Source organism: Chitinophagales bacterium, assembly GCA_013816805.1.
In the GTDB taxonomy this organism is placed as follows: Bacteria; Bacteroidota; Bacteroidia; order Chitinophagales; family UBA10324; genus MGR-bin340.
This window is the reverse complement of record JACDDS010000021.1, coordinates 16188-37468: the sequence shown is the minus strand read 5'-3', so window position 1 is coordinate 37468 and position 21281 is coordinate 16188. Positions and strand designations below refer to the sequence as shown.

At 37.1% G+C, this 21281-nt stretch carries 17 protein-coding genes; 2 read left to right on the top strand and 15 right to left on the bottom strand.

Features of this window, described 5'->3' with window-relative positions; genetic code table 11:
- Nucleotides 1-256: 256 nt before the first annotated feature.
- Nucleotides 257-733 (top strand): response regulator transcription factor, encoded by a 477-nt coding sequence (locus H0W62_14660; protein ID MBA3649760.1) that lies wholly within the window; start codon nt 257-259, stop codon nt 731-733.
- Nucleotides 708-899 (top strand): response regulator transcription factor, encoded by a 192-nt coding sequence (locus H0W62_14655; GenBank protein MBA3649759.1) that lies wholly within the window; start codon nt 708-710, stop codon nt 897-899. The genes H0W62_14660 and H0W62_14655 overlap by 26 nt, the downstream gene beginning before the upstream one ends.
- Before the next feature lie 9 nt (nt 900-908).
- Here the strand turns inward: H0W62_14655 and H0W62_14650 are convergent, their stop codons facing one another.
- From H0W62_14650 to H0W62_14580, 15 genes are all read right to left on the bottom strand, one after another.
- Nucleotides 909-1547 carry a ribonuclease HII gene (locus H0W62_14650; protein MBA3649758.1) on the bottom strand — a complete coding sequence of 213 codons (639 nt, stop codon included), beginning with the start codon at nt 1545-1547 and terminating at the stop codon, nt 909-911.
- Between the two features lie 216 nt (nt 1548-1763).
- Nucleotides 1764-2702 (bottom strand): lytic transglycosylase domain-containing protein, encoded by a 939-nt coding sequence (locus H0W62_14645; GenBank protein ID MBA3649757.1) that lies wholly within the window; start codon nt 2700-2702, stop codon nt 1764-1766.
- Nucleotides 2703-2718: 16 nt separating this feature from the next.
- Nucleotides 2719-3237, bottom strand: coding sequence for a DUF2480 family protein (locus H0W62_14640; protein ID MBA3649756.1), 519 nt, complete (start codon nt 3235-3237; stop codon nt 2719-2721).
- 124 nt (nt 3238-3361) lie between these two features.
- Nucleotides 3362-5491 carry a SurA N-terminal domain-containing protein gene (locus H0W62_14635; protein ID MBA3649755.1) on the bottom strand — a complete coding sequence of 710 codons (2130 nt, stop codon included), beginning with the start codon at nt 5489-5491 and terminating at the stop codon, nt 3362-3364.
- A 174-nt stretch (nt 5492-5665) separates the two neighbouring features.
- The gene (gene lptC / locus H0W62_14630; GenBank protein ID MBA3649754.1) at nt 5666-6196 is read right to left on the bottom strand and encodes an LPS export ABC transporter periplasmic protein LptC; all 531 of its coding nucleotides are present in this window, start codon (nt 6194-6196) and stop codon (nt 5666-5668) included.
- 103 nt (nt 6197-6299) lie between these two features.
- Complete coding sequence (locus H0W62_14625) at nt 6300-7568, bottom strand: hypothetical protein (protein MBA3649753.1); 1269 nt, start codon at nt 7566-7568, stop codon at nt 6300-6302.
- A complete protein-coding gene (locus H0W62_14620; protein ID MBA3649752.1) occupies nt 7555-8280 on the bottom strand; it encodes a type III pantothenate kinase in 726 nt (241 codons plus the stop codon). Before H0W62_14620 ends, H0W62_14625 begins: the two co-directional genes overlap by 14 nt.
- A gap of 73 nt (nt 8281-8353) precedes the next feature.
- A complete protein-coding gene (locus tag H0W62_14615; GenBank protein MBA3649751.1) occupies nt 8354-9712 on the bottom strand; it encodes a SusD/RagB family nutrient-binding outer membrane lipoprotein in 1359 nt (452 codons plus the stop codon).
- Nucleotides 9713-9736: 24 nt separating this feature from the next.
- Nucleotides 9737-13105 (bottom strand): SusC/RagA family TonB-linked outer membrane protein, encoded by a 3369-nt coding sequence (locus tag H0W62_14610; GenBank protein MBA3649750.1) that lies wholly within the window; start codon nt 13103-13105, stop codon nt 9737-9739.
- A gap of 140 nt (nt 13106-13245) precedes the next feature.
- Nucleotides 13246-15345, bottom strand: a complete 2100-nt coding sequence (locus tag H0W62_14605; protein ID MBA3649749.1) for a thioredoxin family protein — start codon at nt 15343-15345, stop codon at nt 13246-13248.
- 57 nt (nt 15346-15402) lie between these two features.
- Entirely contained in the window at nt 15403-16134 is a 732-nt protein-coding gene (gene purQ, locus H0W62_14600; GenBank protein MBA3649748.1) for a phosphoribosylformylglycinamidine synthase subunit PurQ, read from the bottom strand.
- Nucleotides 16135-16200: 66 nt separating this feature from the next.
- Entirely contained in the window at nt 16201-17202 is a 1002-nt protein-coding gene (locus H0W62_14595; protein ID MBA3649747.1) for a hypothetical protein, read from the bottom strand.
- Between the two features lie 12 nt (nt 17203-17214).
- The gene (locus tag H0W62_14590; protein MBA3649746.1) at nt 17215-18687 is read right to left on the bottom strand and encodes a hypothetical protein; all 1473 of its coding nucleotides are present in this window, start codon (nt 18685-18687) and stop codon (nt 17215-17217) included.
- Nucleotides 18688-18784: 97 nt separating this feature from the next.
- Entirely contained in the window at nt 18785-20416 is a 1632-nt protein-coding gene (locus H0W62_14585) for a glycosyltransferase family 39 protein (protein ID MBA3649745.1), read from the bottom strand.
- Nucleotides 20417-20480: 64 nt separating this feature from the next.
- On the bottom strand, nt 20481-21206 hold the full coding sequence (locus tag H0W62_14580) for a glycosyltransferase family 2 protein (protein ID MBA3649744.1): 726 nt from the start codon (nt 21204-21206) through the stop codon (nt 20481-20483).
- Nucleotides 21207-21281: the final 75 nt, after the last annotated feature.

Here is a 21281-nt window from a genome sequence, read left to right as displayed (position 1 = left end):
TAAAGCAATTGTAGTCAAATTATAGCCATGTATAAATAAATTAAATGTTCCTGATTTTTTATTCATTTTAACAGACAGGAAATAGCTTGTAAAGTTTAATTTTTTACTGCAGAAGATATTTGTTGCAGATAAAAAAAATCAATTTCTAATTGATTCCAACGGAAACTGATTATATTACATAATGTAATATAATTAAATTTTTTATTCTATTTCAGCGAGTTATATATTTATAAATAATTTTTATAATATGAATTATATGAAACAAAATACATTGAAGGTTTTAATTGCAGATGATCACAAAATTTTCAGAGCTGGATTAATCACGATCCTGAATTCAATCAACCAGATCTCCTCCATTAAAGAAGCCCAGAATGGGCTCGAAGTTCTGGATCTGATCATGAAAGAATCATTGGATCTGATTTTTATGGATGTAAAAATGCCGGGCATGAATGGCATAGAAGCAACTAAAACAGTAAAAAAGTTATATCCTCACATAAAAATTATCGCGCTAACTTTTTATGATGACCAGGAGTTTGTGATCGAGATGTTTGCCAATGGAGCATCCGCATATTTATTAAAGAATACGGACCGTGAAGAAATTGAGGAAGCACTTACTACTGTATTAAACGATCATCATTATTATTCCCGAGAGGTGTCGGAAGCACTATTTAAAAGGCTGGTTGATAAAAGCTTATTGTCCCAAAAAAGTGACGGCACCCTATCCGTTGACTGACCGGGAAAAGGAAGTGCTGACATACATCTGTAAAGAGTTGTCAAATCGTGAGATAGCTGAACAGTTATCCTTATCACCCCGTACGGTAGAGGGTCATCGGAATCACCTGCTTCACAAAACCAGCTCTAAAAATACGGCAGGCCTGGTTTTCCTTTGCACTCTGTAATGGCATATGTTAGGAGTAGGGTTGTTCATCGGACTGAGCTTCTAAGCAGGCTAATTCGTCTTCTTTTGGATATCCAAAAATATTAAAGGAAAGCCGATGATGAACGGAAACACCATGCTCCGTAATTTTATCCCGATGCTCATCCGTAGGATATCCTTTATTTTGTTTCCAGTTGTAATGAGGAAATTTTTCATGGAGCTGCCTCATATAATCATCACGATACGTTTTTGCAAGAATACTGGCAGCAGCAATGGATGCAAACTGAGCATCTCCCTGGATAATGCAAGTATGGGGTACTCTCTTATATTTCTTAAAGCGATTTCCATCCACTATAATAGAGGAAGGTTTTTTTTGCAATGCTTTTAACGCCTTATGCATTGCGAGTATGGAAGCATTCAGAATATTGATCTTATCAATTGTCTTATGGTTTACTGAAGAGACTGCATAAGCAATGGCATTTTCTTTTACAACATCACGAAGAAAATAGCGATCGCTTTCTTTTAATTGTTTTGAATCATTAAGCAATGGATGAGAAAAATAGGATGGAAGGATTACTGCTGCGGCGAATACAGGCCCGGCAAGGCATCCCCGACCCGCTTCATCACAACCCGCTTCAGTTTCATCTTTTTTAAAGAATGCTTTGAGCATTTAGTCTCACTTTGAATATCTGTTGATCAAAGTAAATGCTTTCAGGATGAATACAGAAAGCTGGCTTAGATTTTTTTATCCACATTCACTATTTAAAATGAACTTTCATTATTGCCATTGCTACCGATTCATTAAAGAAGACAGTTATCCCTATTCAGAAAACTGACGATAATTGATTTAGATAACGTATCAAAGCAATAGCAGACGAATTAAATGTTAATCCGCAATTGGAATTTTAATATTATACAATTTGCCCTCCGTATTAGTTAAAGTATATCCGATAATCCAGGGATTAAGGACGCGTAACATTTTATAATTTGTTTTCTCCATTTGAGCAAAAGCTGCAAGGTCTGTTATAGTTGTATCAACTTTTACGGATTTATATTTATAAGGATTATAAAGGTCATTAACTTCAAGGTTAAAGCCATATTGCGAAGGATTATTCATTACTTCTTTCAATGCGAGAATCCGATATATGTATCGGGACGTTTCACGGTTAAGATACAGATCATAATAATTGTTAACCTTTTGCTTTCTAATAACCTCAGAAAGACCATCCAATCCCATATTAAAGGCTGCAGCAGCCAGTGTCCAGCTTCCCAGGCGCTGTTTGGAATCCAACAAATATCTGCAAGCTGCTTCCGTAGATTTTTCAAAGCTCAACCGCTCATCTACTTCCGCTGAAATTTCTAATCCGTATCTCTGCCCTGTTGTTTTCATAAATTGCCATAATCCTAATGCACCATCCGGCGACATTGCATTGTATTGTAAGCCGCTTTCCGCCACGCACAAATAAATAAAATCATGAGGTATTCCATTCTTTTTTAAAATCGGTTCAATGTAAGATATCATCTGCGGGTATTGTTTTAAGATATATATAGTTTGTGAATGCCAGTAAGCGTTAATTAACAATTCACGGTCTAAATGCTGTTTTACATCCGTATTACTCAGCGGCACAGGTTCTCCGGCAAAATCCATTCTATCAGGAATTTGTATCGCATAAATTTTATTATCGAATGGGGAAAGAACATTTTCTTTTGAATATTTAACAGGATCCGGAGCGCTTTGAGTCTTTTGAATAAAGAATAAAATTCCAAATCCAGCTGCTCCAATCAAAAGCATCCACCTTAACCTTCTTAAAACACCTTCTTTCATTAAAGCAGATTTATACCTACAGAACTTTTTGTTTATATAAAGGTACATTGGAACAAGCCTCCCCATACATTAAGCTTTTCACAGCGGGGCGCAATTTTCTTGCAATGGCAACATAAGCAGCCGGAGGAACAGGTTTATCGCTGCATCCTTTTATTATAACCCTTTGATCACGATATAAAGAGACATCTATGTTATCAATTTCCTCATAATATATCATTGCATCGAGATCTTCCTGACTGCAAAAATAAAATCGCTTTGCCACCGGCTGAAGATATATTCCAACTAGCATATATGCCCAAACGGGAACTACAGCATCTGCAGAACAAAATACAGCCACGCTTTTTTTCTCAAACTTTTGCCAATCCAAATTCTTTAGAGATTCTCTAAAATCTTTTTCTTTCAGGATTAATCCCATAAACAGATAATCTTTAATATCAAAAGCTGCTTTCTCTTCTGAAGGATACATTTCTTCCAGATCCAAAGTAATCAGTCCGCTTTCTGCAATTTTATTAATTATTTTATCTGAAGATTCCATTAATGGCTTTTACATTTAACAAAAAAGAAGAGGTGGATAGTTCATATCCACCCCACTTTTCATTTCTGAGTATTTTATTGAATTATTACACTGGAATTGTATCTATAAAAGAAACACTTTAAACTTAGAAAAACAGGTAACGGTCATCTTGTATTTTAATAGATTTTTTTAAAGCTTCAGCGTATCCATACTGTAACCTTGGCTGCAGGGAAGATAGGATTTGCTGTTTGTAAGAATTATAATCAGCTATAGGAGTAGGTTTATTTAGAGATGAAACAGAAATAACAAAAACTCCTGATTCCCCAAGTATTGGTTTTGAAACCGTATTGGATTTTAATGCGAAAGTTTCACCTACTACTTTGGGCTCAAATCCTAAATCCTGGGCATAAGCATTTGCAAAAGCAAGATTCGAAATGCTTTTAACCGGTTGATTGAACTTGGTAGCAATAGATTCTAAAGTTGCATTCAGTGTACCTGATGCGGCAAGCTGAGCAGCGATTTGAGCACCCTTTTTCTCTTTAAGCACTGCTAGTTGCACTTGCTGCCTTGCATCCTGAACGCTCATAGTACCTTCCGGCTTTACTTCTGTAAGAAGGGCTACCACATAATTATTATCTGATGAAAATACCTGTGATACTTCCCCTACTTTTGCTGAATAACCCCATTTTACAATTTCCCTGGCCGAAGTAAGCCCGGGTAACTGGTAAGCATTTTTCTGTACGTTAGGGGCTAATTGCTTTGTATATGGCTTTGAGGATACTTCCTTTTCAAAAGATTGCCGCGTATTGTACTTGCTGGCAAATTGTGTGGCCTGTTCGTAAGCCAATTTATCCGTTTCTGAGCTTGCTTCCAAAGGACGGGTAATAAACACAATTTGAACTGCCGGGTGAAAATCTTTGGCATCTAATATTTCTACAATATGATACCCAAATTCGGTCCTTATAACATTTACTTCTCCCTGCCTACCCTGAAAGAAAAGAAAATTATTAAAATTCTTCACGGTTTTTCCCTGCTGCATATAACCCAAATCCCCGCCTTTTTGCCCTGAACCTTTATCATCAGAGAACCTGATCGCCAGTGAATCAAAGGAAGCTCCATTCTTTAAAGCCTGGTATAAGCTATCCGTCTTTTTAAGAGCAACTGCAGAATCTACCCCTTGCGCGACACGTATTAAAATATGGCGAGCCCTTACCGAGTCAGGAACCATACGCCGATCCAATAATTTCACAATTTTATACGCACCATCTTCAAAGTAAGGACCTATAAGAGATCCGATATTCAGCTTTAAAAGTGTATCCCTGACCTTTGCTGAAGCAATATTTTCCTTTGAATAATAGAACCTGTCGATTCCATTGTCGGCATTTAACTTTAAATCGTTCGTATCGTCAGGCGCCAAAGAAAGCTTTGTATAAATATTATTAATTTGTTTCACTACCTCTTCGCTATCCTGTAAGGAAGGCTTCACAGAAAAGATCACATATTCCAATTTGCGATTTTCGTCCTGCTTAAATTGCTCTTTATGTGCATCTATATAAGTCTGTATATCGGCATCCGTAACTTTTACAGCTGAGTCTGAAATTGAAGTGTAAGGGACCATTACATATTTAACCTCCGCATGGGTGTTTTTCTCATCATAATCCATCTGAGCCTGCCACTTAGGTATGTACAAACCTCCTTTAACAAGGTTGGCGTACTTCTCAACCATGCGTTGCTGCTTGGCAGCTTTTTCAAAGGCTACCCATTGAGCCCGGCGCTGGCCCGGAGGGGTTTGATCTCCCTGCTGTGGCTTATCAAGATTATTAATGTAATTTTTTACTGCCTGCGGATCAAAAGTACCTGTTTGCGGATTTGTAAATGGTTTACGGATTTCGGAAATAGGATCTTTTCCCATAAACATATCAGTTAATTCATTTACGGAAATGGTTAAACCAAGCTTGTGAAATTCTTCTCCATTTATCATATCATTCACCATCTGATTCCAGGTTTGATCGCGCAGCATATAGGTAGTATTATCATCCAGTGAATTCTGGTTTGTTTGCTGCTTATAGCTATTAAGCGCGGTATCCACCTTATTTTGAAAATCCCGGTAATGAATTTCGTTTCCATCCACTACACCCACTATGTCTTTATTTCCTTTTAATAAGGAAGAATTGGAATTGAGGGCAGTTTCGAGAACAAATACTCCTAATGCCAAACCAATTACAATGACAATAATAGGACCCAGCCGGTTTCTAATCTTAGATATAATTGCCATTTAATCTATTAATTTTAAAATAAAAAGGAAGTGCAAAATAAGGTTTTTGAAAGGGAATATCCAAATGAAGACTGCATTTAAATGTCATAGAATCAGGTACTAACGTACCGTTGCTCCAATTCCCTTACGGGATACAGCACTTTCAACCAATTTAAGTTTAACTTCAATTTGATATTATTGATGACTGCTATCAGCAGGTACGGATAGATCCTGATTCAGTCTTATAGTTCCCCTGATTTTCCTGATAGTATAGTTTGTTAAATCCTGATTGGATTCAAAACCATCTCCGAATATGATTTCGTCCTTTGTGGTAATTTTTACAAATTTATCAGAAGATATTTTTTGTGTTTGCTGATTCCAGATCAGCTCTTCAGTATTTAATTTATCACCGTAAATATTTATTGCCTCGACATTATTCCGGGCTATCATCTGGCTTGATTTATCATACGATATGCCATATCCTGCAGTTAACTGACTGTTTACTTTACCATCAGCATCAAAAAATAACAGCTTGAGGCCGTCAGGCATTTCTGTGTAAGAATCCTTTACATGAAACCTGCTTAAAGTGGGAGCCCGGAGTTTTGCTTTTATTTTCCCCTGGTCACTGTATAATACTTCTACATCTTTTCCTGTTTCCGCTGAGGCTTCTTTTTGCGAAGCAATTTTTTTAACAACGGCCATGTCATTCTCGCAGGAGGAAAGCAAGCCTAATAAAATAAATGAAAAACAAATGATTATTAAAACATAAAATTTATTATCCCTGGATCGACCAAAACCGAATTTTAGATAAAATTGATCCAACTGCTGCTTAATCAAATCTTCGCTTTAAAAACCATACATCATTAAGGGTGAGCCCAAGGGTAAGACGATAGGTATTAATTGATACAGGATTATCTGAAGTATGTCCTGTATGTAACCACTGCCCGGAGAGCGAGATCTGGGAAATAGTCCGCTTTAATGGAAGCCCCAGACCAACACTAACACCATATTGCGGCAGATCCTTTTGATTAAACTGAATATAATCTTTACCATATCGTAAGCCTGTACGATAGCTTATTATATTTAAGTAATTATTATACGCCTTATAATTGGGTATCCATTCAGTACCGATACTTAAATTCCAATTATTAATGGTAATATCTTTCTGTTCAAAAAACCTGTATTGATCCCAGGCTGTAAACCGATAATTTACCCCAACAGAAAAATGATTCTCATTCCTGAAAATAACTCCGCCTGAAAAAGATGCAGGTAATGTTGTTTTTCCGCTTGAATCTGGACTATTAAACACAGTATCAATTATTTGTTCTCCGCTAAGTAAAGAATAATGCAGCCGCTGGTAAACTAAATTTCTCCTGGATGAAATATTAGTTTTAAAATTTCCCTGCAAGCCCAAATCAAAAGAAAAGCCGTTCTGCAGAGGAACTCTATACTGTAAACCAGCATCAAGAAGGAAACCTCCCAAAACGCGCTGTTCAACCTTTTTTGTGCTCAAAGCATTTACAGTATCCTCAAAAACTAAAATATCAGTATAATTATCTGTTCCAAAAACCCATGCAATATTTAAACCTGCTGCCAGGTTTTTGTATTTAATACCACTACCTAAAAAAAAACGATAAAGTCCCCCACTTCCCTGAAAGCTATTTCCCGTTTGACCTAATCCGGGTACACTGTCATTTTTTTGAATGATGTTATAGTTAACCCGGCTGAATGGGGTAATACCAAGACAAATTCCTAATTTATTTCTTATAACCGGAAATCCAAGTGCAAAGTTGGATACTGAACCATCTCCAAAGGTTTGACTGGAATCCTTATCGCCGATAGTAATTAAACTGCCAAAAATTCCTGCTTCAAAGGTGGTTATTTTAAGCGCACTATAAGATGCAGGATTTCCTAAATTTATAGCTGAAGGATTATGGGAAGGAGCAGTAAGATCTCCCCAACCTTTTAAACTAGCCGGGTCAGGCTCACTTAAAGTACCAATACCATAGCGCGAATAAGGTAAATTTTGCTGCGCTTTAAGGTTCAGGCCACAACCTAACAAAGCAATTATAAAGAGGGCACATTTAGTCAGGTTCATTCATTGTCAGGATTTTATTAATGCCGAAAAGCACTAAATTTGGTACTGCAAATATCTTCGTTTTAAGCTGGGTTTCAAACATTAAAGCATCACCACCTGAAAGCAAAACTTTTAAAGCGATATAATCCTTTTTGTAAGCCTTTATAAATCCTTCCATTTCTAAAACTGTACCTTTCATAACGCCTGTTAAAATTGAAGAAGAAGTGCTTTTTCCCAGCAAGTCTTCAGAAAATTGCTTTTTGACTAACGGCAGACGCTGTGTGAAAGTATGAAGCGCTTTTAATTGCATGTCTATGCCCGGTGTTATATTTCCCCCCAGGTAACCCTTATTTGCAATTGCAATATCATAGGTAATGCAGGTTCCCGCATTGATTACTAAAATATTGTTTTTCGGGAAAAGAGCATAACCACCAACGATACCTGCAATCCGGTCAGCGCCCAGAGTACCAGGTGTTTCATATAGATTTTCAAGTGGAAGGGGAATGTCAGATTTCATTTCTACAACATGATACAAGCGCCGCAAGTATTTTTCAATTTTGGCACTATCCTCTACTACTGACGAGATAATAGCTGTCTTTATCGGAAACCTTTTTAATACCTCATGAAGATTTCTTACTGATAAGTTCTTATATGACTGAAAAAAAATAAGATTATTTCTTTCGAAAATACCCAGCTTAGTGAAAGAATTTCCAAAATCTAAGGCAAGATTCATTATCGCCTGGTATTGGTATGAAAAAAAGAAGCTGCCTGATATCAGACAGCTTCTTATTTAACTTAAGCAAACGTTAAGGCGTATCCCAAAAAATAAGGGGAGTAAGCAAAGTTGCTTGCGGAGCATTAGCACCATTATAAGAACGCTCTGCTTGAGGATATAAAAACCGTCTTGGAATTGCTGAATTTCCCTGTGATTCTAAATTTGGAGAATTAAGTCTTCTCCATGTAGTGAATTCCTCCGGATTAAGATAAAGAGCTATCCATTCCTGAACCCCAATAGTAGCTAAACTAGCGTCAGCGGATGTAGTAGATATAGGATTTGCGGAAACATAAGCCGATGTAGAAGAATCATCAATTGCATATTTCTGAAAATTCGCACGAATGGCGTTTCGATATGCGCTATCTGCATTTGTAAAATCACTGGTTGACCTAAGTGATGCTTCGGCTTTTACAAACTCCATTTCATCATAAGTTATTAAATCAACGCCTGAATTGATGCTTCCAAAGAAATCACCCAATCCTACTCCATTTATATCAGTAAAATCAGGATTGACATAAACACTATACCGGGGATCGTTATCCGCTAAAAGAGTATCAGCAAGCGTACTAATATCAAAAGCAATATCGGCTCTTTGCTCATTAAACTGATAAATAGGATTTGCATTCGTTTCAGTAATACCGAAAGCAAACGTGGCGTTATCGGCATTACTGGTAAAAGATTGATTTGCCTCATCTAATGCCGCTTGTGCCATCGCAGGGTTGTTCTTGCTTTGATGTATATATATCCGTGCCTTAATAGCATGTCCAAATAAAATCCATTTTGCAGGATCCCCTCCATAAATATTATCCTCCGCTCCGGGAAGCAAAACGCCTGGTTCGGCATTATTTAGATTTGCTATACCAGCATCAACCAACAGAAGTATATTATTATAAACATCCTGGCCTTTATCAAAGGTTGGCGTTAAATTCTGCAAGCCTTGAAATGCCTGGGAATAAGGAATATCACCCCACATATCAACTGTCATTTGCAAGGTGTAAGCAAGCAGCATTCTGCCTATGCCGGCATATGCATTGTTACCATTTTTGTCAGCCTGGCTGATAAGAGTATCCGTATTATACATGCAATTTTCATAAAGAAGTGCCCATAAATTATCAAAATCCTGCTCCGTAAAGATATAAGTCTGATAAGCAGCAGACTGCCTTGAAAAACCAAACGTTTGCTGTGTTATTATTGAAGTAAATCTTGACATATCACCCCCTATTGCATAAGCAATCGATGTTTCAACGGGACCCAGAATATATGTTTCCGTAACGGTTGGTGGAGCATTAGGGTTAATATTTGCATCCGTAAAAAAAGACTTTTTACAGGATACACTGAACAACACTACAACTACCAGCGAGCTCAGTAAAATTATATTGTATTTTTTCATTGTGTTCTTTTTTGTTTGAATTGATTATAGACCTAAATTCAACCTTACTCCAAATGTTTTTACGCCAGGATTATTAAAATAATCCAGGCCCTGACCATTTGCAGGTCCTACCAAACTGGTTTCAGGATCAACACCCTGGTAATCAGTATGCAGTATGAAATTACTTCCAAACAATGCAAAGGAAAGGCTGCTCAAACCTATGGTAGAGGTCATTTTACTTGGAAGTGCGTAACCGATACTCACTTCACGAAGCTTTACATAAGATCCATCTTCAACACTAGGTTCTGCAGGACCGATAAAGCTGCTTCCGATATTCTGCCAGTAAAACTGATCTAATGTAGTGGTGGTTGTATTTGCACCTCCAGGGCCAGCTACCTCAGAGCCATCCGCTGCAAAATGCACAACATTTCCTGTAGCATCGAGGTGGCCTAAAAGACCCTGAAAAACAGTTGTGGTGCCCCGATTTGCGGTTTCAGCTCCCGTCCCAAAATAATCTAAAGCACCCCGTGTTCCATTCCACACGTCACCACCTTGTCTTATATCAACCTGAAAAGACAACGCAAAACCTTTAAACGAGAAAGAACTAATACCGGAACCAATCCAATCCGGATTCACATCTCCCAATACTGTATTTTGGGATCCAGGAATCGGATCACCGTATCCAAATCCGGCATTTTCGGGATTATCATCAATAATTAACTGACCATCTGTACTTTTAACGAATGCAGGTCCAAATATTTGTCCATAAGGCTTTCCAACTACAGCATATACAGCTCCATTTTGAAATCCTCCTAAGAATAAGTTATCCACTCCAGTGGCTAAACTAACAACCTTACTTTTGTTCGTGCTCCAGTTAAAAGTTAAATCCCATTGAAAACCACCTTTCGTTTTAACAGGTGTTATACCTAAGGTTAGCTCAACTCCCTGGTTTCTTATTTCGCCTGCATTCAGCAAAGCTGCTGCAAAGCCGGTAGAAGGTGCGATTGGAACGGTAAATATCTGACCCGTTGTTTTGGAATAATAATAGGTTCCATTAAAAGACAACCTGTTTTTAAAAAATGACAGGTCTAATCCGCCTTCATAAGAATTGGTAAACTCAGGTTTTAAATTAGGATTACCAATAACATTAGTTCCATTTGCAAGCTGATATCCTGGAATACTGTTAAAGGGAAAAGTTATTCCGGAAGTAAACCCATCAAATATTGTTGCGGATGTATAGTAGGTCTGCAATGAAAAAGGTAAAGGATCTTTACCTACCCTGGCGGCAGACGCTCTCAGTTTACCATAACCAAAAGTTTCGCTCGTTGATAAACCTAAAGCATCTGTAAACACCCAACCTATATTTGCAGAAGGAAAGAAGAAATTATTGTTCTTTCCTGGAAGTGTTGATGAAACCTCATTTCTGCCGGTAAGTTCTATAAAGAGCTGATCTGCAATACCTAAATTAAGATCGCCATAAAATGCCATGGTTTTTTTCCTGGTATCAGCACGGTGAGCTAAATAGGTAGAAGCATTTGACATATCGAAGAAATTCTGGAAAACAAATCCATCTCCTTGTGCCCAATGCTCAGAAGAAATAGTAACAAAGTAGTTATGCCCTAAAATCAATGATGCATTAAACTTATCGCTGAAGTCTTTATGGAGATTCAATATCAAATCCGAATTGTATTGCTGATTAAAATAATCATCCTGGAAAAGAGAGCCTTCAGGAAACGAATTTGATTGTATATCATATCCATTTCTATTGCTCTGGGAATAAGCATCTCCTCCTATCCTATAAGTTAAACTAGCCCATGAAAAAGCATTATAATCCACCTGTCCGAATCCATATACACGATTTAGATCTTCATTGAAAATATTACGGTTTACGGTCCAGTAAGGATTATCATAGCCCGGTCCGCCCCTGTAGTCACGTTGCTGGCCATTAGGGAAAGCTATATCTCCGTTAGCATTTGGTAATAAGTAGGATCTAGGATCATTAGCCGGATCCAAACTACCCATTGCATTATCAAATGTTGGGGGAGTACGTAACAGCCCAAGCATAATACCTGAAACATTTGATCCTTGCTGCGCTTTATTATCACGGGATCTAATATAAGTAACTCCTCCGGAAACATTTAATTTGTTAATTACCGAAGCCTGGCCATTTAAGCTAAGGGTTGTTTTGTCAGCAAATGTTTTGGGAACTACTCCTGTTTGATGATTATTTCCTATGGAAACTCTATATCCTGATTTATCATTTCCTCCTGAAACTGCTAAATTATTATCTAGTGAAGTTCCATCCACAAAAAAGTTATGTTCATTATCATAAGGAGTTACCTTATAGGCTGCAGTAGGGTCTGAGGAGCTAACTACTCTTCCATTTACGTCATACAGGTAAGGCATTCCATCCCAGGAAAGGGTATCTATCTTTGGACCCCAGGTAGTCCTTCTTCCAGCTGCTACTGAGCTGGAAAGGATTATACCTCCTAAGCCAGTCTTATCAGGACCCGCATAAATGCCCTTCGACCCTTGCGTATATTGATTTTGCAACGGTGGCAACCGGTTAACCTTATTAATGCCAAAGCTGGAAGTAAAGCTAATATTAGCACCTTTATGAGCACCCTGCCCTCCTCTTTTGGTAGTAATTACAAGAGCACCACTCGCAGCTTGAATACCATATAAAGCGGTTGCTGCAGGGCCCTTTAATACAGTTACAGAAGCTATATCGTCCGGATTAATATCGGTTGCGCGGTTAGAGGGGGAAGTACCACCCGTGGTATTTCCAGCCGCTCCGGAAGCTTGAAATCCCGCACCTGTTGGATCGTAATTGTTAATGGAGTTATCAATAGGTATACCATCTACAATAATAAGTGGCTGATTATTACCTGTTAAAGAAGTAACACCACGCAAGCGTATGTAAGTACCGCTTCCTGGATCGCCATTGCTATTAATAACCGTTAAACCGGCTGCTTTTCCATTCAGATCATGCAGTACATTTCCAGAACCGGTATTTCCCAATTGATCACTACCTATTTCCTGGGTAGCATAGGCTAATGCTTTCTTTTGCCGGCTTATTCCAAGCGCCGTTACTACTACTTCATCTAATCCCAATACGTCTTCCTGCAAAGTAGAATTAACGGCATTTGTGCTGCCAATTACCATTTCATTGTTTTTGTATCCAAGATATTTAAATACAAGAATATTGGAATTGGCTGGAACAGTAATGTTGTAGTTCCCGTCTACATCAGTATAGGTACCTTGGCTTGTGCCTTTTACAATTACGGAAGCGCCGATAACCGGTTCTCCTTTATTGTCTTTAACGGTGCCTGTAATGGTACGGGTTTGTGCATAGGATACGTGCCAGGTTATTACGGCAAGTATCAGCATTAAAAATCGAAGAGTTTTACTCATACGCCTTTTTTGTTTGGTGAAAAAATGTTTGAAGCTTTATAAATTGTGCACGAAAAGTAATGTAGCCTTTGATTGGAGACGTCTAAAACATAAAAATGGTTGTATGGTATCCTGTTTTGGTTAGGAAAGTCTGTTCTGAATCAGGAATTACGTCTTAATTTAAAATCATGAAGCCCTTTATCCAGAAAGTTAATGTAACTTTTAACATCCAGATCAAATGCTCTCGGTTGATTTAATAACATTGGTGGTGCTTTCTGTATTATAAAAGGATCAACCAAAACATAATAAGGTTGAGAGTTGGTTCCGAACTGTGTTGCCTGAACATCACTATATTTATTACCAAGGGTTTTTATTTTTTTTCCGCTGAAAGGAGAAATATATTGGCTTGAATCAGGTAATGCTGTTTTATCGTCAACGTACATAGAGATGAGCACATAATCATTTTTCAATCGCTGAAGAACTTCAGGATTACTCCAGACAGAAGTCTCCATTTTACGGCAATTGACGCAGCTCCATCCTGTAAAATCAAGCATTACAGGTTTATTCATAGCTCTTGCGGCCGAAAGCCCTTCATCATAATCAAAATAACAATCTATGCCATGGGGACAATGAAAAATCGAAGAATACTGCTTTTTCTCATCGCTTTGCAGCGATACTTGTGAATTGTCCTGCGCTTCAACTAGCTTAGATAAATCGAAATCAAGTGTAGATTGGGGTGGCGCAAAAGCACTTATTGCAAGTAATGGATGACCCCACAAACCTGGCAACATATAGATTGAGAAAGCAAAGCACAAAAGAGAAGCAAATAGTCGGGAAATAGAAACATGGCTCATCTCCGTATCGTGAGCAAAGCGAATGTAGCCTAAAAGGTAAAAACCCAGCATGGAGAAAATAGTAATCCATAAGACTAAAAATACTTCACGGTCTAGAATACCCCAGTGATAGGCTAAATCAACATTTGATAGGAATTTTAAGGCTAAAGCCAATTCGAGAAAGCCGAGAGTTACTTTAACCGTGTTTAACCATCCACCAGACCGGGGCAAAGACTTCAACCAACCGGGAAACATTGCAAACAGCCCGAATGGCAAAGCCAGCGCGATGGCGAAGCCAGCCATCCCTAAAAGAGGCCCCGCACTGTTTCCTCCTACCGCAGCCTGTACCAGCAAGGTGCCGATAATAGGGCCTGTGCACGAGAAAGACACCAGGGCCAAAGTAAATGCCATAAAAAATATTCCGATCATTCCTTCGCGATCCGACATTGTTTCTGATCGGTTTACCCAAGCACTGGGCAGGGTTATTTCAAAGGCACCAAAAAAGGAAATTGCGAAAATGACAAAGATTATAAAGAAGGTAACATTAAAAATGCCGTTACTTGCCAGTTGATTTAATGCATCAGAACCTAAAAGCTTGGTAACAATAAAGCCTAGGGCGACATAAATAATAATTATAGAAAACGCATAAGTTAATGCCCCTATAATTGCTTTTTTACGATTATGATTTTTCTTAGTAAAAAAACTTACCGTAAGCGGGATCATAGGAAATACACAGGGGGTAAGCAATGCAAGCAGGCCACCACCAAATCCCCCTATGAAAATCTTCCACCATCCAATAGGATTTATATTGACCTGCTTTCCGGTAGTTGAAATAACAGAAGAAATTTTTTGTGAAGTATCCGCCACTGAAGCCGCAGTAGTTCCTTTAATGTCTACATTAACCTCTTTTATTTTAGAGGTTTCGGGAACGGCTATTGCAGTTTTTCCTGAATCACTTTTAGATAGAACGACACCTTTTAGCTTATAATCAAACTCTACGTCAGAAGGAGGAAGGCATGAACGGTCATTACAGATGCCATATTCAAAATATCCTTTGACATTAGCAGTGGCTGAATTGACCTTAATTTTTTGTTTAAATACTGCTTTACCTTCATACCATACCAGATCCATACCAAACAGTGGCTCATTTTTCTGAATCTTTTCCCCTTCTTCAGAGAATTTACCAATCTGAAATCCTTTTCTATTTTCAAAATTGACTGAGGCAGGAATAGGGCCCCCTTCAGGGACAAAATGAGAATATAAATGCCAGCCATCTTCTATTTTTGCTTCAAAAATCAGTTGATACTCGCCATTGCCCAGATCCTTTACCGAAGAATTTATTTTAACCGGTGTAAGTATCTGGCTAAAACTGTTCGTTACATGTAAAAACAGCAGAAAAAACAAAATAACCTCCGTGGCTTTTTTCATTTCAGCCTGATTTTATAGTATACCGGACTATCAAGAAGCTTTTCAATTATTTTCATTTTATTGAAATGAATTATCAATTACATTAACTTCTTCGGATATAAATTGAAGAAATGATTCAAAAATGAGCCTGCCATCAATATTACCGAGCACTTCTTCTGAAGCACGTTCGGGATGTGGCATCATGCCAAAAACATTTCTTGATTCATTACAAATACCTGCAATATTCATTATTGAGCCATTGATATTAGATTCAGGATTAATGAAACCTTTTTTATTACAATATTGAAAAATGATTTGCCCGTTTTTTTTCAGGCGTTCTATTGTTACGTTATCAGCAAAATATCTTCCCTCTGCGTGAGCAATCGGGATTTTATAAGGTTTTTCTGATTCTAATAAATGAGTAACAGCAGAATCGGTAGTTGTTGGCGTTATATAACTATTATCACAAATAAATTTCTGGTAAATATTTCTCATCAACGCCCCGGGCAGTAGTCCAGCCTCGCATAAAATTTGAAATCCATTACAAATGCCCCAGACAAATCCTCCCTGGCTTGCAAATTCCTTAAGCGGTCTCATAATTGGTGAAAAGCGGGCAATGGCTCCACTTCTTAAATAATCTCCGTAGGAAAATCCTCCCGGTAACATAATACAATCGTGAAGATCGAAATTATCTAAGTCTTTATCCTTATGCCATAATACTGTAACCTGTTGTTTCAGCACTTCCTCAAGCACGTAAATTAAATCACGATCACAATTGGATCCAGGAAAAGTGACTACTCCAAATTTCATGTCACATTATTTTAAATCTACTTTAGAAATGTATAACGAACCCGGAAACTGAACATTGTTAACTTTCTACAATACAATTCCCTTATAATATTGAAAAAACAGGATCGCTAAAATTAAAAATAAATGAAGGATTTCAGGTACAATCCGCTTCTTATATTCTGTAAAAAATAACGCGAAAGCAATGCCTGCAGGAATTATAATCCAGATGAAGTGGTCTATTTCCCCATTAAAATGAATAGCCAGACTAAAGATGCCTATTAAAAAAAAGATTATGAACAGCATAAGATAAATCCTTACCTGAACTACCATTTTAAACAAGTTCGCCTGAATAAAGAGGGCCGACCAGACCATTACGAACAATACAGGTATGCTTTCCGTTAAAATTCGAATACTTTTTTCCAATACATCCGGACTGAAACGCAATTCAGATATCATTAATGAATGAAGAAACTCATTCAATCTATTTTCCCAAAAAAAATATACTCCCAAAAAATAATATGGAATGAGCAGCCCCACAAAAGGGATAATCAACTCTCTTAAATTAAATGGACGGTATATAAGTATTGGAATAATAATAAAAAAGATAAAAACCAGATATGGAAAAAAAATCAGGGAAGCAATTGAAATATAAAACGCTGCATCAAAGATGATACTGAGCGCGTTCTCTTTTTTATAGGAAGAAAACATCTTAGAAAAAGCCAGCAGTAAAAACAGGTTGGCCAATAATGCGGGCGTCAGGTAAAGGAATTCCGAAAAAAGAGAGGATATGAGAATGTAAGAAAGGGCAGGCAAGTAAGACGGCTTCGATAAAATACGATAATAGTTAACTATATAATTAAAATAAAGAGCCTGAAGGAAAGTAACCATTATTGCAGTAATATGGAATAACCATGCTCGGTTGACAAGCAGTTGATTCAATGTTTCATATAAAAACCCTGTCATCATTTCAGATTCCTGCTCCGGCTGTAAGTGAACAGTTTCCTTAAAAAGGATTAACCGAAAAAATATAGTATAAACCAGCAGCAGGAAGATAACAGCAGGATGATAGGATCTAAAAATGCTTATCAAGTTGTCCTGCGTTTAAAAACTGATTTTTACAAATTGCAAATAGTTTCTTTTTATACTAGGCAAAATAATGTCGAAGGGAGAAACTTGCCTGGATGACTGTGGTATAATCATTACGCCCTTTCTGTCTGCACTAAAAATGTCAGATCTGGCTTGATCTCCTTTTATGGTGAGGCTATAGGAAGATACACTCGTTTGGCCATTCTCAATATCATTATAAACAAAATATAGTTTATCTGGCCCAATCAGAGTTATAAACGATGAATAAAAGCCTCCGTCGCCTTCTGACGTTTGTGTTTTATGTAAAATCTGTTTCCATTCTAAAACTCCGCCTGAAGAAAATGAATAAACCGCCAGGTCGTCATAATGATAATAATTAACTGTGAAACCTGTAGAAAATCCGAATCCGTTATATGCGGTGTTATTATAGGTTTCCGAAGAAACGGACTGTGATTCCGAAATAAAGATGGCGCCTCCATCCCTTTTAACTATTAGGTCTACGGGTTTAAAATTAAAAAATCCATCATTTTTATGGGGTGGATTATTCCCGGTAAGCTGAATGAGAAAATCTTCATTATATGGTTCGAGGCTTTTAGCTATTAAACTGTCATTCTTAAGGTTGAATATAAAGTAGTAAACTCCGTTTGATTCATTGCCTTCGTTATTTGAATATAATCCTGTAAGTACCACATTTTTTCTTTCTGCATCAAGTTTTGCCTTACACTCACCCAGGAATTGATCTTTTTGATTCAATACATACTGATCTACCCTATCCGCATTGCCACGAACACAAATCAGGTTTAAAGTAGAATATGGGAAATCATTGTTAAAGCTTTTGATGTTCATGTCACCTACTACATAAAATCCATTCCCTGCAGAATCTACAATAGCATCTATCAGATCAGGGGCTTCGACTGCCTTTACCTTTATTTTTATTTTCCAGAGTTTCTTTAAGCTGTTGCTTAAGCATAAACCGTAAAGCAGCTTATTATCACGAAAAACAGGTGTATCATAGTAAATTAATATTTTCTGCCTGTCAGGTGTAACCGTAAATTGCAATCTAGGAATACCATTTACAAAGGATGAAGTAACTGTATCACAAATAACGGAAGCTCCGTATGATTCCAGCCTTGCATTTGTCTTAAATGCTTTAAGAATTAAATCATTTTTGATTGGTACCGTATAAAAGAAGATAAGTGAATCATTATCGATGAGAATTTTTTGGATGTCTGCATTTCGTTCCTTTCGGGGCAGGTTTTTTTTCCATCGAAATTGCAGGTCGTCAAAATATGCCGCAATAACATCATCTGATTTTGTTTTTTCACGGATGAGTGTACCCTGCGAATTCCGACCCAGTATTTCAACCTGGGCATTACCTGCAGTAATTTTCTGGGGAGCGGAGAAAGCCAGTTGCTGACACCAGACACTATAAGAGGTACCAAGAAAATAGAGCAAACAACAAAAGGAGCGGCAATAGAATGAATTCATAATTAAATCTGCATTCAAAGGTATTTTAAAAAAATATTCTACTGAAAAGCCTGATCAATCTTTTAGCAATATGATGGTTGCTGCATTAACTGATAAATTACATGATAGCAACCAGATATTTTTTTCTAAGTTGAGTTTGTCGCTTTGACGGATTAAGAAAATAAAAATTCAACTTTGTAATAGGAAAATCATTTACTTCTATTTTAGTCGATGGAATAGTATTATTTTCCTTCAAACTCTCTATTAAATCATCATTTCCCAATATCCAGCAACTTTGCTTCCTTTCAATTTTATTTTTTAATTCTTCCGCAGTTATAACAGGAATAATTGACCCATAGTAAAATTCGAAGGAATTAATTTCATCTTTATAAAAAACCAAACTATTATCCGGAATTTTTTTTGCGACTGCAATTTTCGCAAGCATACTTCCTGACTGGTACTTAAGTAGTGCAGGATAGATGTGCGCATTAAGAATAAAATTTATTGCTACCATCGTTAATGCAGAAACAACAATAAATTTATGCCGGTTATTTTCTGTACCTCGCCAACAGTATATTATATATGCTAAAATAAAAGCTAAAATGGCCCATTTAAAAGCATTTTCAATCGGGAAAATATAGATGCATAAAATGATTACTGAAATCCATAATAACAGCATAATAATATATTGGAAGGGAAAAAGAATGCGGAATGTTCTTACCTGATTTAGGGAAGCTCCATATAAAAAATTGCCGCACATAATTGCAGCATAGGGAAAAAGAATAAAGATGTAATGAGGCAATTTATAATGGGAAAAAGACAAAGCAAAAAAGGGTAATAAAAATCCACCAAATGAAAATAACTCTAAAGAAGTATTCTTTACAAAATGTGTCTTAAACAGTTCAGTAATTTTCGAAAATAAAGCTACCACAGTCAGGGGTGACCATGGCAGAAATGCCCACAAAAAAGTGTGGACGAAAAAAAAATATCCCGTATTATTTTCCCATGTATTCACACCGGTAATGCGACCGAAGCTTTGAATCCAGAAAAAAAACTTAGGCCCATATCCCCCGTATTGTTCATACAGGCCCCATAACATGGGAGCCATTAATAACAGGCCCCAGGTTATTCCTGCCAGCCATTTCCAATTAAAAAGCTTTTTCCAATCCCGCCGGTAAAAAAGATGAACCCCAATAGCTGAGGCCGGAACAATTGCCCCGATAGGGCCTTTCGCCATCATAGCAAAAGCAATTCCTGTAAAGCCAAGTATTAAATTTCGAAACCTGTCGGTATCGTAAAAAACGAGAAGCTGCCAGGCAGCAAATACCGATGCGCCTGTAAGAATGGTATCCGTCCGAACATCATTATTAAACAGAAAAAAAGCCTGACAGGTATAGAGTATTAACGCAGCCAGGGTTCCTGTTTTAATATCATACAACCGGCTTGCCAGCCGATAAGTAGAATAAACTCCCAGAAGTGTAAATAAAAAGGAAGGTAGTTTATAAGCAACAGTATTTATCCCGAAGATCTTAAAGGATATAGCAGAAAGCCAAAAAAGCAATGGGGGCTTGTCAAGATAATTTTCACCATTATAAAGTACTTGTAAATATTGGTGATTGTTAAACATTTCACGGCTTATCGATGCATATTGAGCTGCATCTACATCCATTACTTCAACAAATAATCCAATTACATAAACTATTGTAGTAACAATAAAAAGAAGGCCGAAAGAATTGCTGGGAAAATTCAAGATACCTGACTGCTGGATGAGAATATTGAAATTTTAAAAAACAAAAATGATACAACCAATTTGCTTATGAAGACATTAAGCCATATTTAAAAATGCAAAAGATAGCCCAAAGTCCATCCTTCCATCCTATTTTTTTTCCCTCTGAATAGGTACGTCCATAGTAAGAAATTCCGACTTCATAAATACGCACATCAGGTACACGCGAAATCTTTAATGTTACCTCAGGCTCGAATCCAAAACGTTTCTCTTTAAGAACAATGGAATGAAGAATCTCTGTTTTAAATAGTTTATAACAGGTTTCCATATCCGTCATGTTGAGGTTTGAAAACATATTGCACAATGAGGTAAGCATTTTATTCCCAATAGAATGCCAGAAAAATAATAGCCGGTGGGGCTTACCTCCCATAAACCGCGAACCAAATACTACGTCAGCAAATCCATTCAATATGGGTTCCAGCAAAATATTGTATTCATTCGGGTCATATTCGAGATCAGCATCCTGTATAATAATATATTCACCGGAGGCTTTATTAATACCTGTATGTAATGCAGCACCTTTACCTGCATTTTTATTATGTTTATAATATTGAATTTTTAGCTGGGGATTGGTATTAATGTAAGTAAGAATTACTTCCTCGGTGTTATCCAGAGAGCAATCGTTAACTATAATTACCTCTTTGTTAATATTTGCTTTTAACGCTACTGTTTTTATTTTATTTAGAATAAGATGGATGGTTTTGCCTTCGTTATAAGCGGGTATTATAATGCTTAATGTTTCCTTTTTTTCCATATTATAACGAAAACAAAATTTTTATAGTCGATAAAAATACTGAATGGATAAAAAAAATGAACTAAATAAACGGTA

What these genes read in the sequence shown, in the direction of transcription:
- H0W62_14620 (MBA3649752.1), bottom strand. Translation starts at nt 8,280, where the DNA reads ATGAATCTTGCCTTAGATTTTGGAAATTCTTTCACTAAGCTGGGTATT.
- H0W62_14635 (MBA3649755.1), bottom strand. Translation starts at nt 5,491, where the DNA reads ATGGCAATTATATCTAAGATTAGAAACCGGCTGGGTCCTATTATTGTC.
- H0W62_14615 (MBA3649751.1), bottom strand. Translation starts at nt 9,712, where the DNA reads ATGAAAAAATACAATATAATTTTACTGAGCTCGCTGGTAGTTGTAGTG.
- H0W62_14660 (MBA3649760.1), top strand. Translation starts at nt 257, where the DNA reads ATGAAACAAAATACATTGAAGGTTTTAATTGCAGATGATCACAAAATT.
- H0W62_14625 (MBA3649753.1), bottom strand. Translation starts at nt 7,568, where the DNA reads ATGAACCTGACTAAATGTGCCCTCTTTATAATTGCTTTGTTAGGTTGT.
- H0W62_14645 (MBA3649757.1), bottom strand. Translation starts at nt 2,702, where the DNA reads ATGAAAGAAGGTGTTTTAAGAAGGTTAAGGTGGATGCTTTTGATTGGA.
- H0W62_14650 (MBA3649758.1), bottom strand. Translation starts at nt 1,547, where the DNA reads ATGCTCAAAGCATTCTTTAAAAAAGATGAAACTGAAGCGGGTTGTGAT.
- H0W62_14590 (MBA3649746.1), bottom strand. Translation starts at nt 18,687, where the DNA reads ATGAATTCATTCTATTGCCGCTCCTTTTGTTGTTTGCTCTATTTTCTT.
- H0W62_14580 (MBA3649744.1), bottom strand. Translation starts at nt 21,206, where the DNA reads ATGGAAAAAAAGGAAACATTAAGCATTATAATACCCGCTTATAACGAA.
- purQ (MBA3649748.1), bottom strand. Translation starts at nt 16,134, where the DNA reads ATGAAATTTGGAGTAGTCACTTTTCCTGGATCCAATTGTGATCGTGAT.
- H0W62_14610 (MBA3649750.1), bottom strand. Translation starts at nt 13,105, where the DNA reads ATGAGTAAAACTCTTCGATTTTTAATGCTGATACTTGCCGTAATAACC.
- H0W62_14640 (MBA3649756.1), bottom strand. Translation starts at nt 3,237, where the DNA reads ATGGAATCTTCAGATAAAATAATTAATAAAATTGCAGAAAGCGGACTG.
- H0W62_14605 (MBA3649749.1), bottom strand. Translation starts at nt 15,345, where the DNA reads ATGAAAAAAGCCACGGAGGTTATTTTGTTTTTTCTGCTGTTTTTACAT.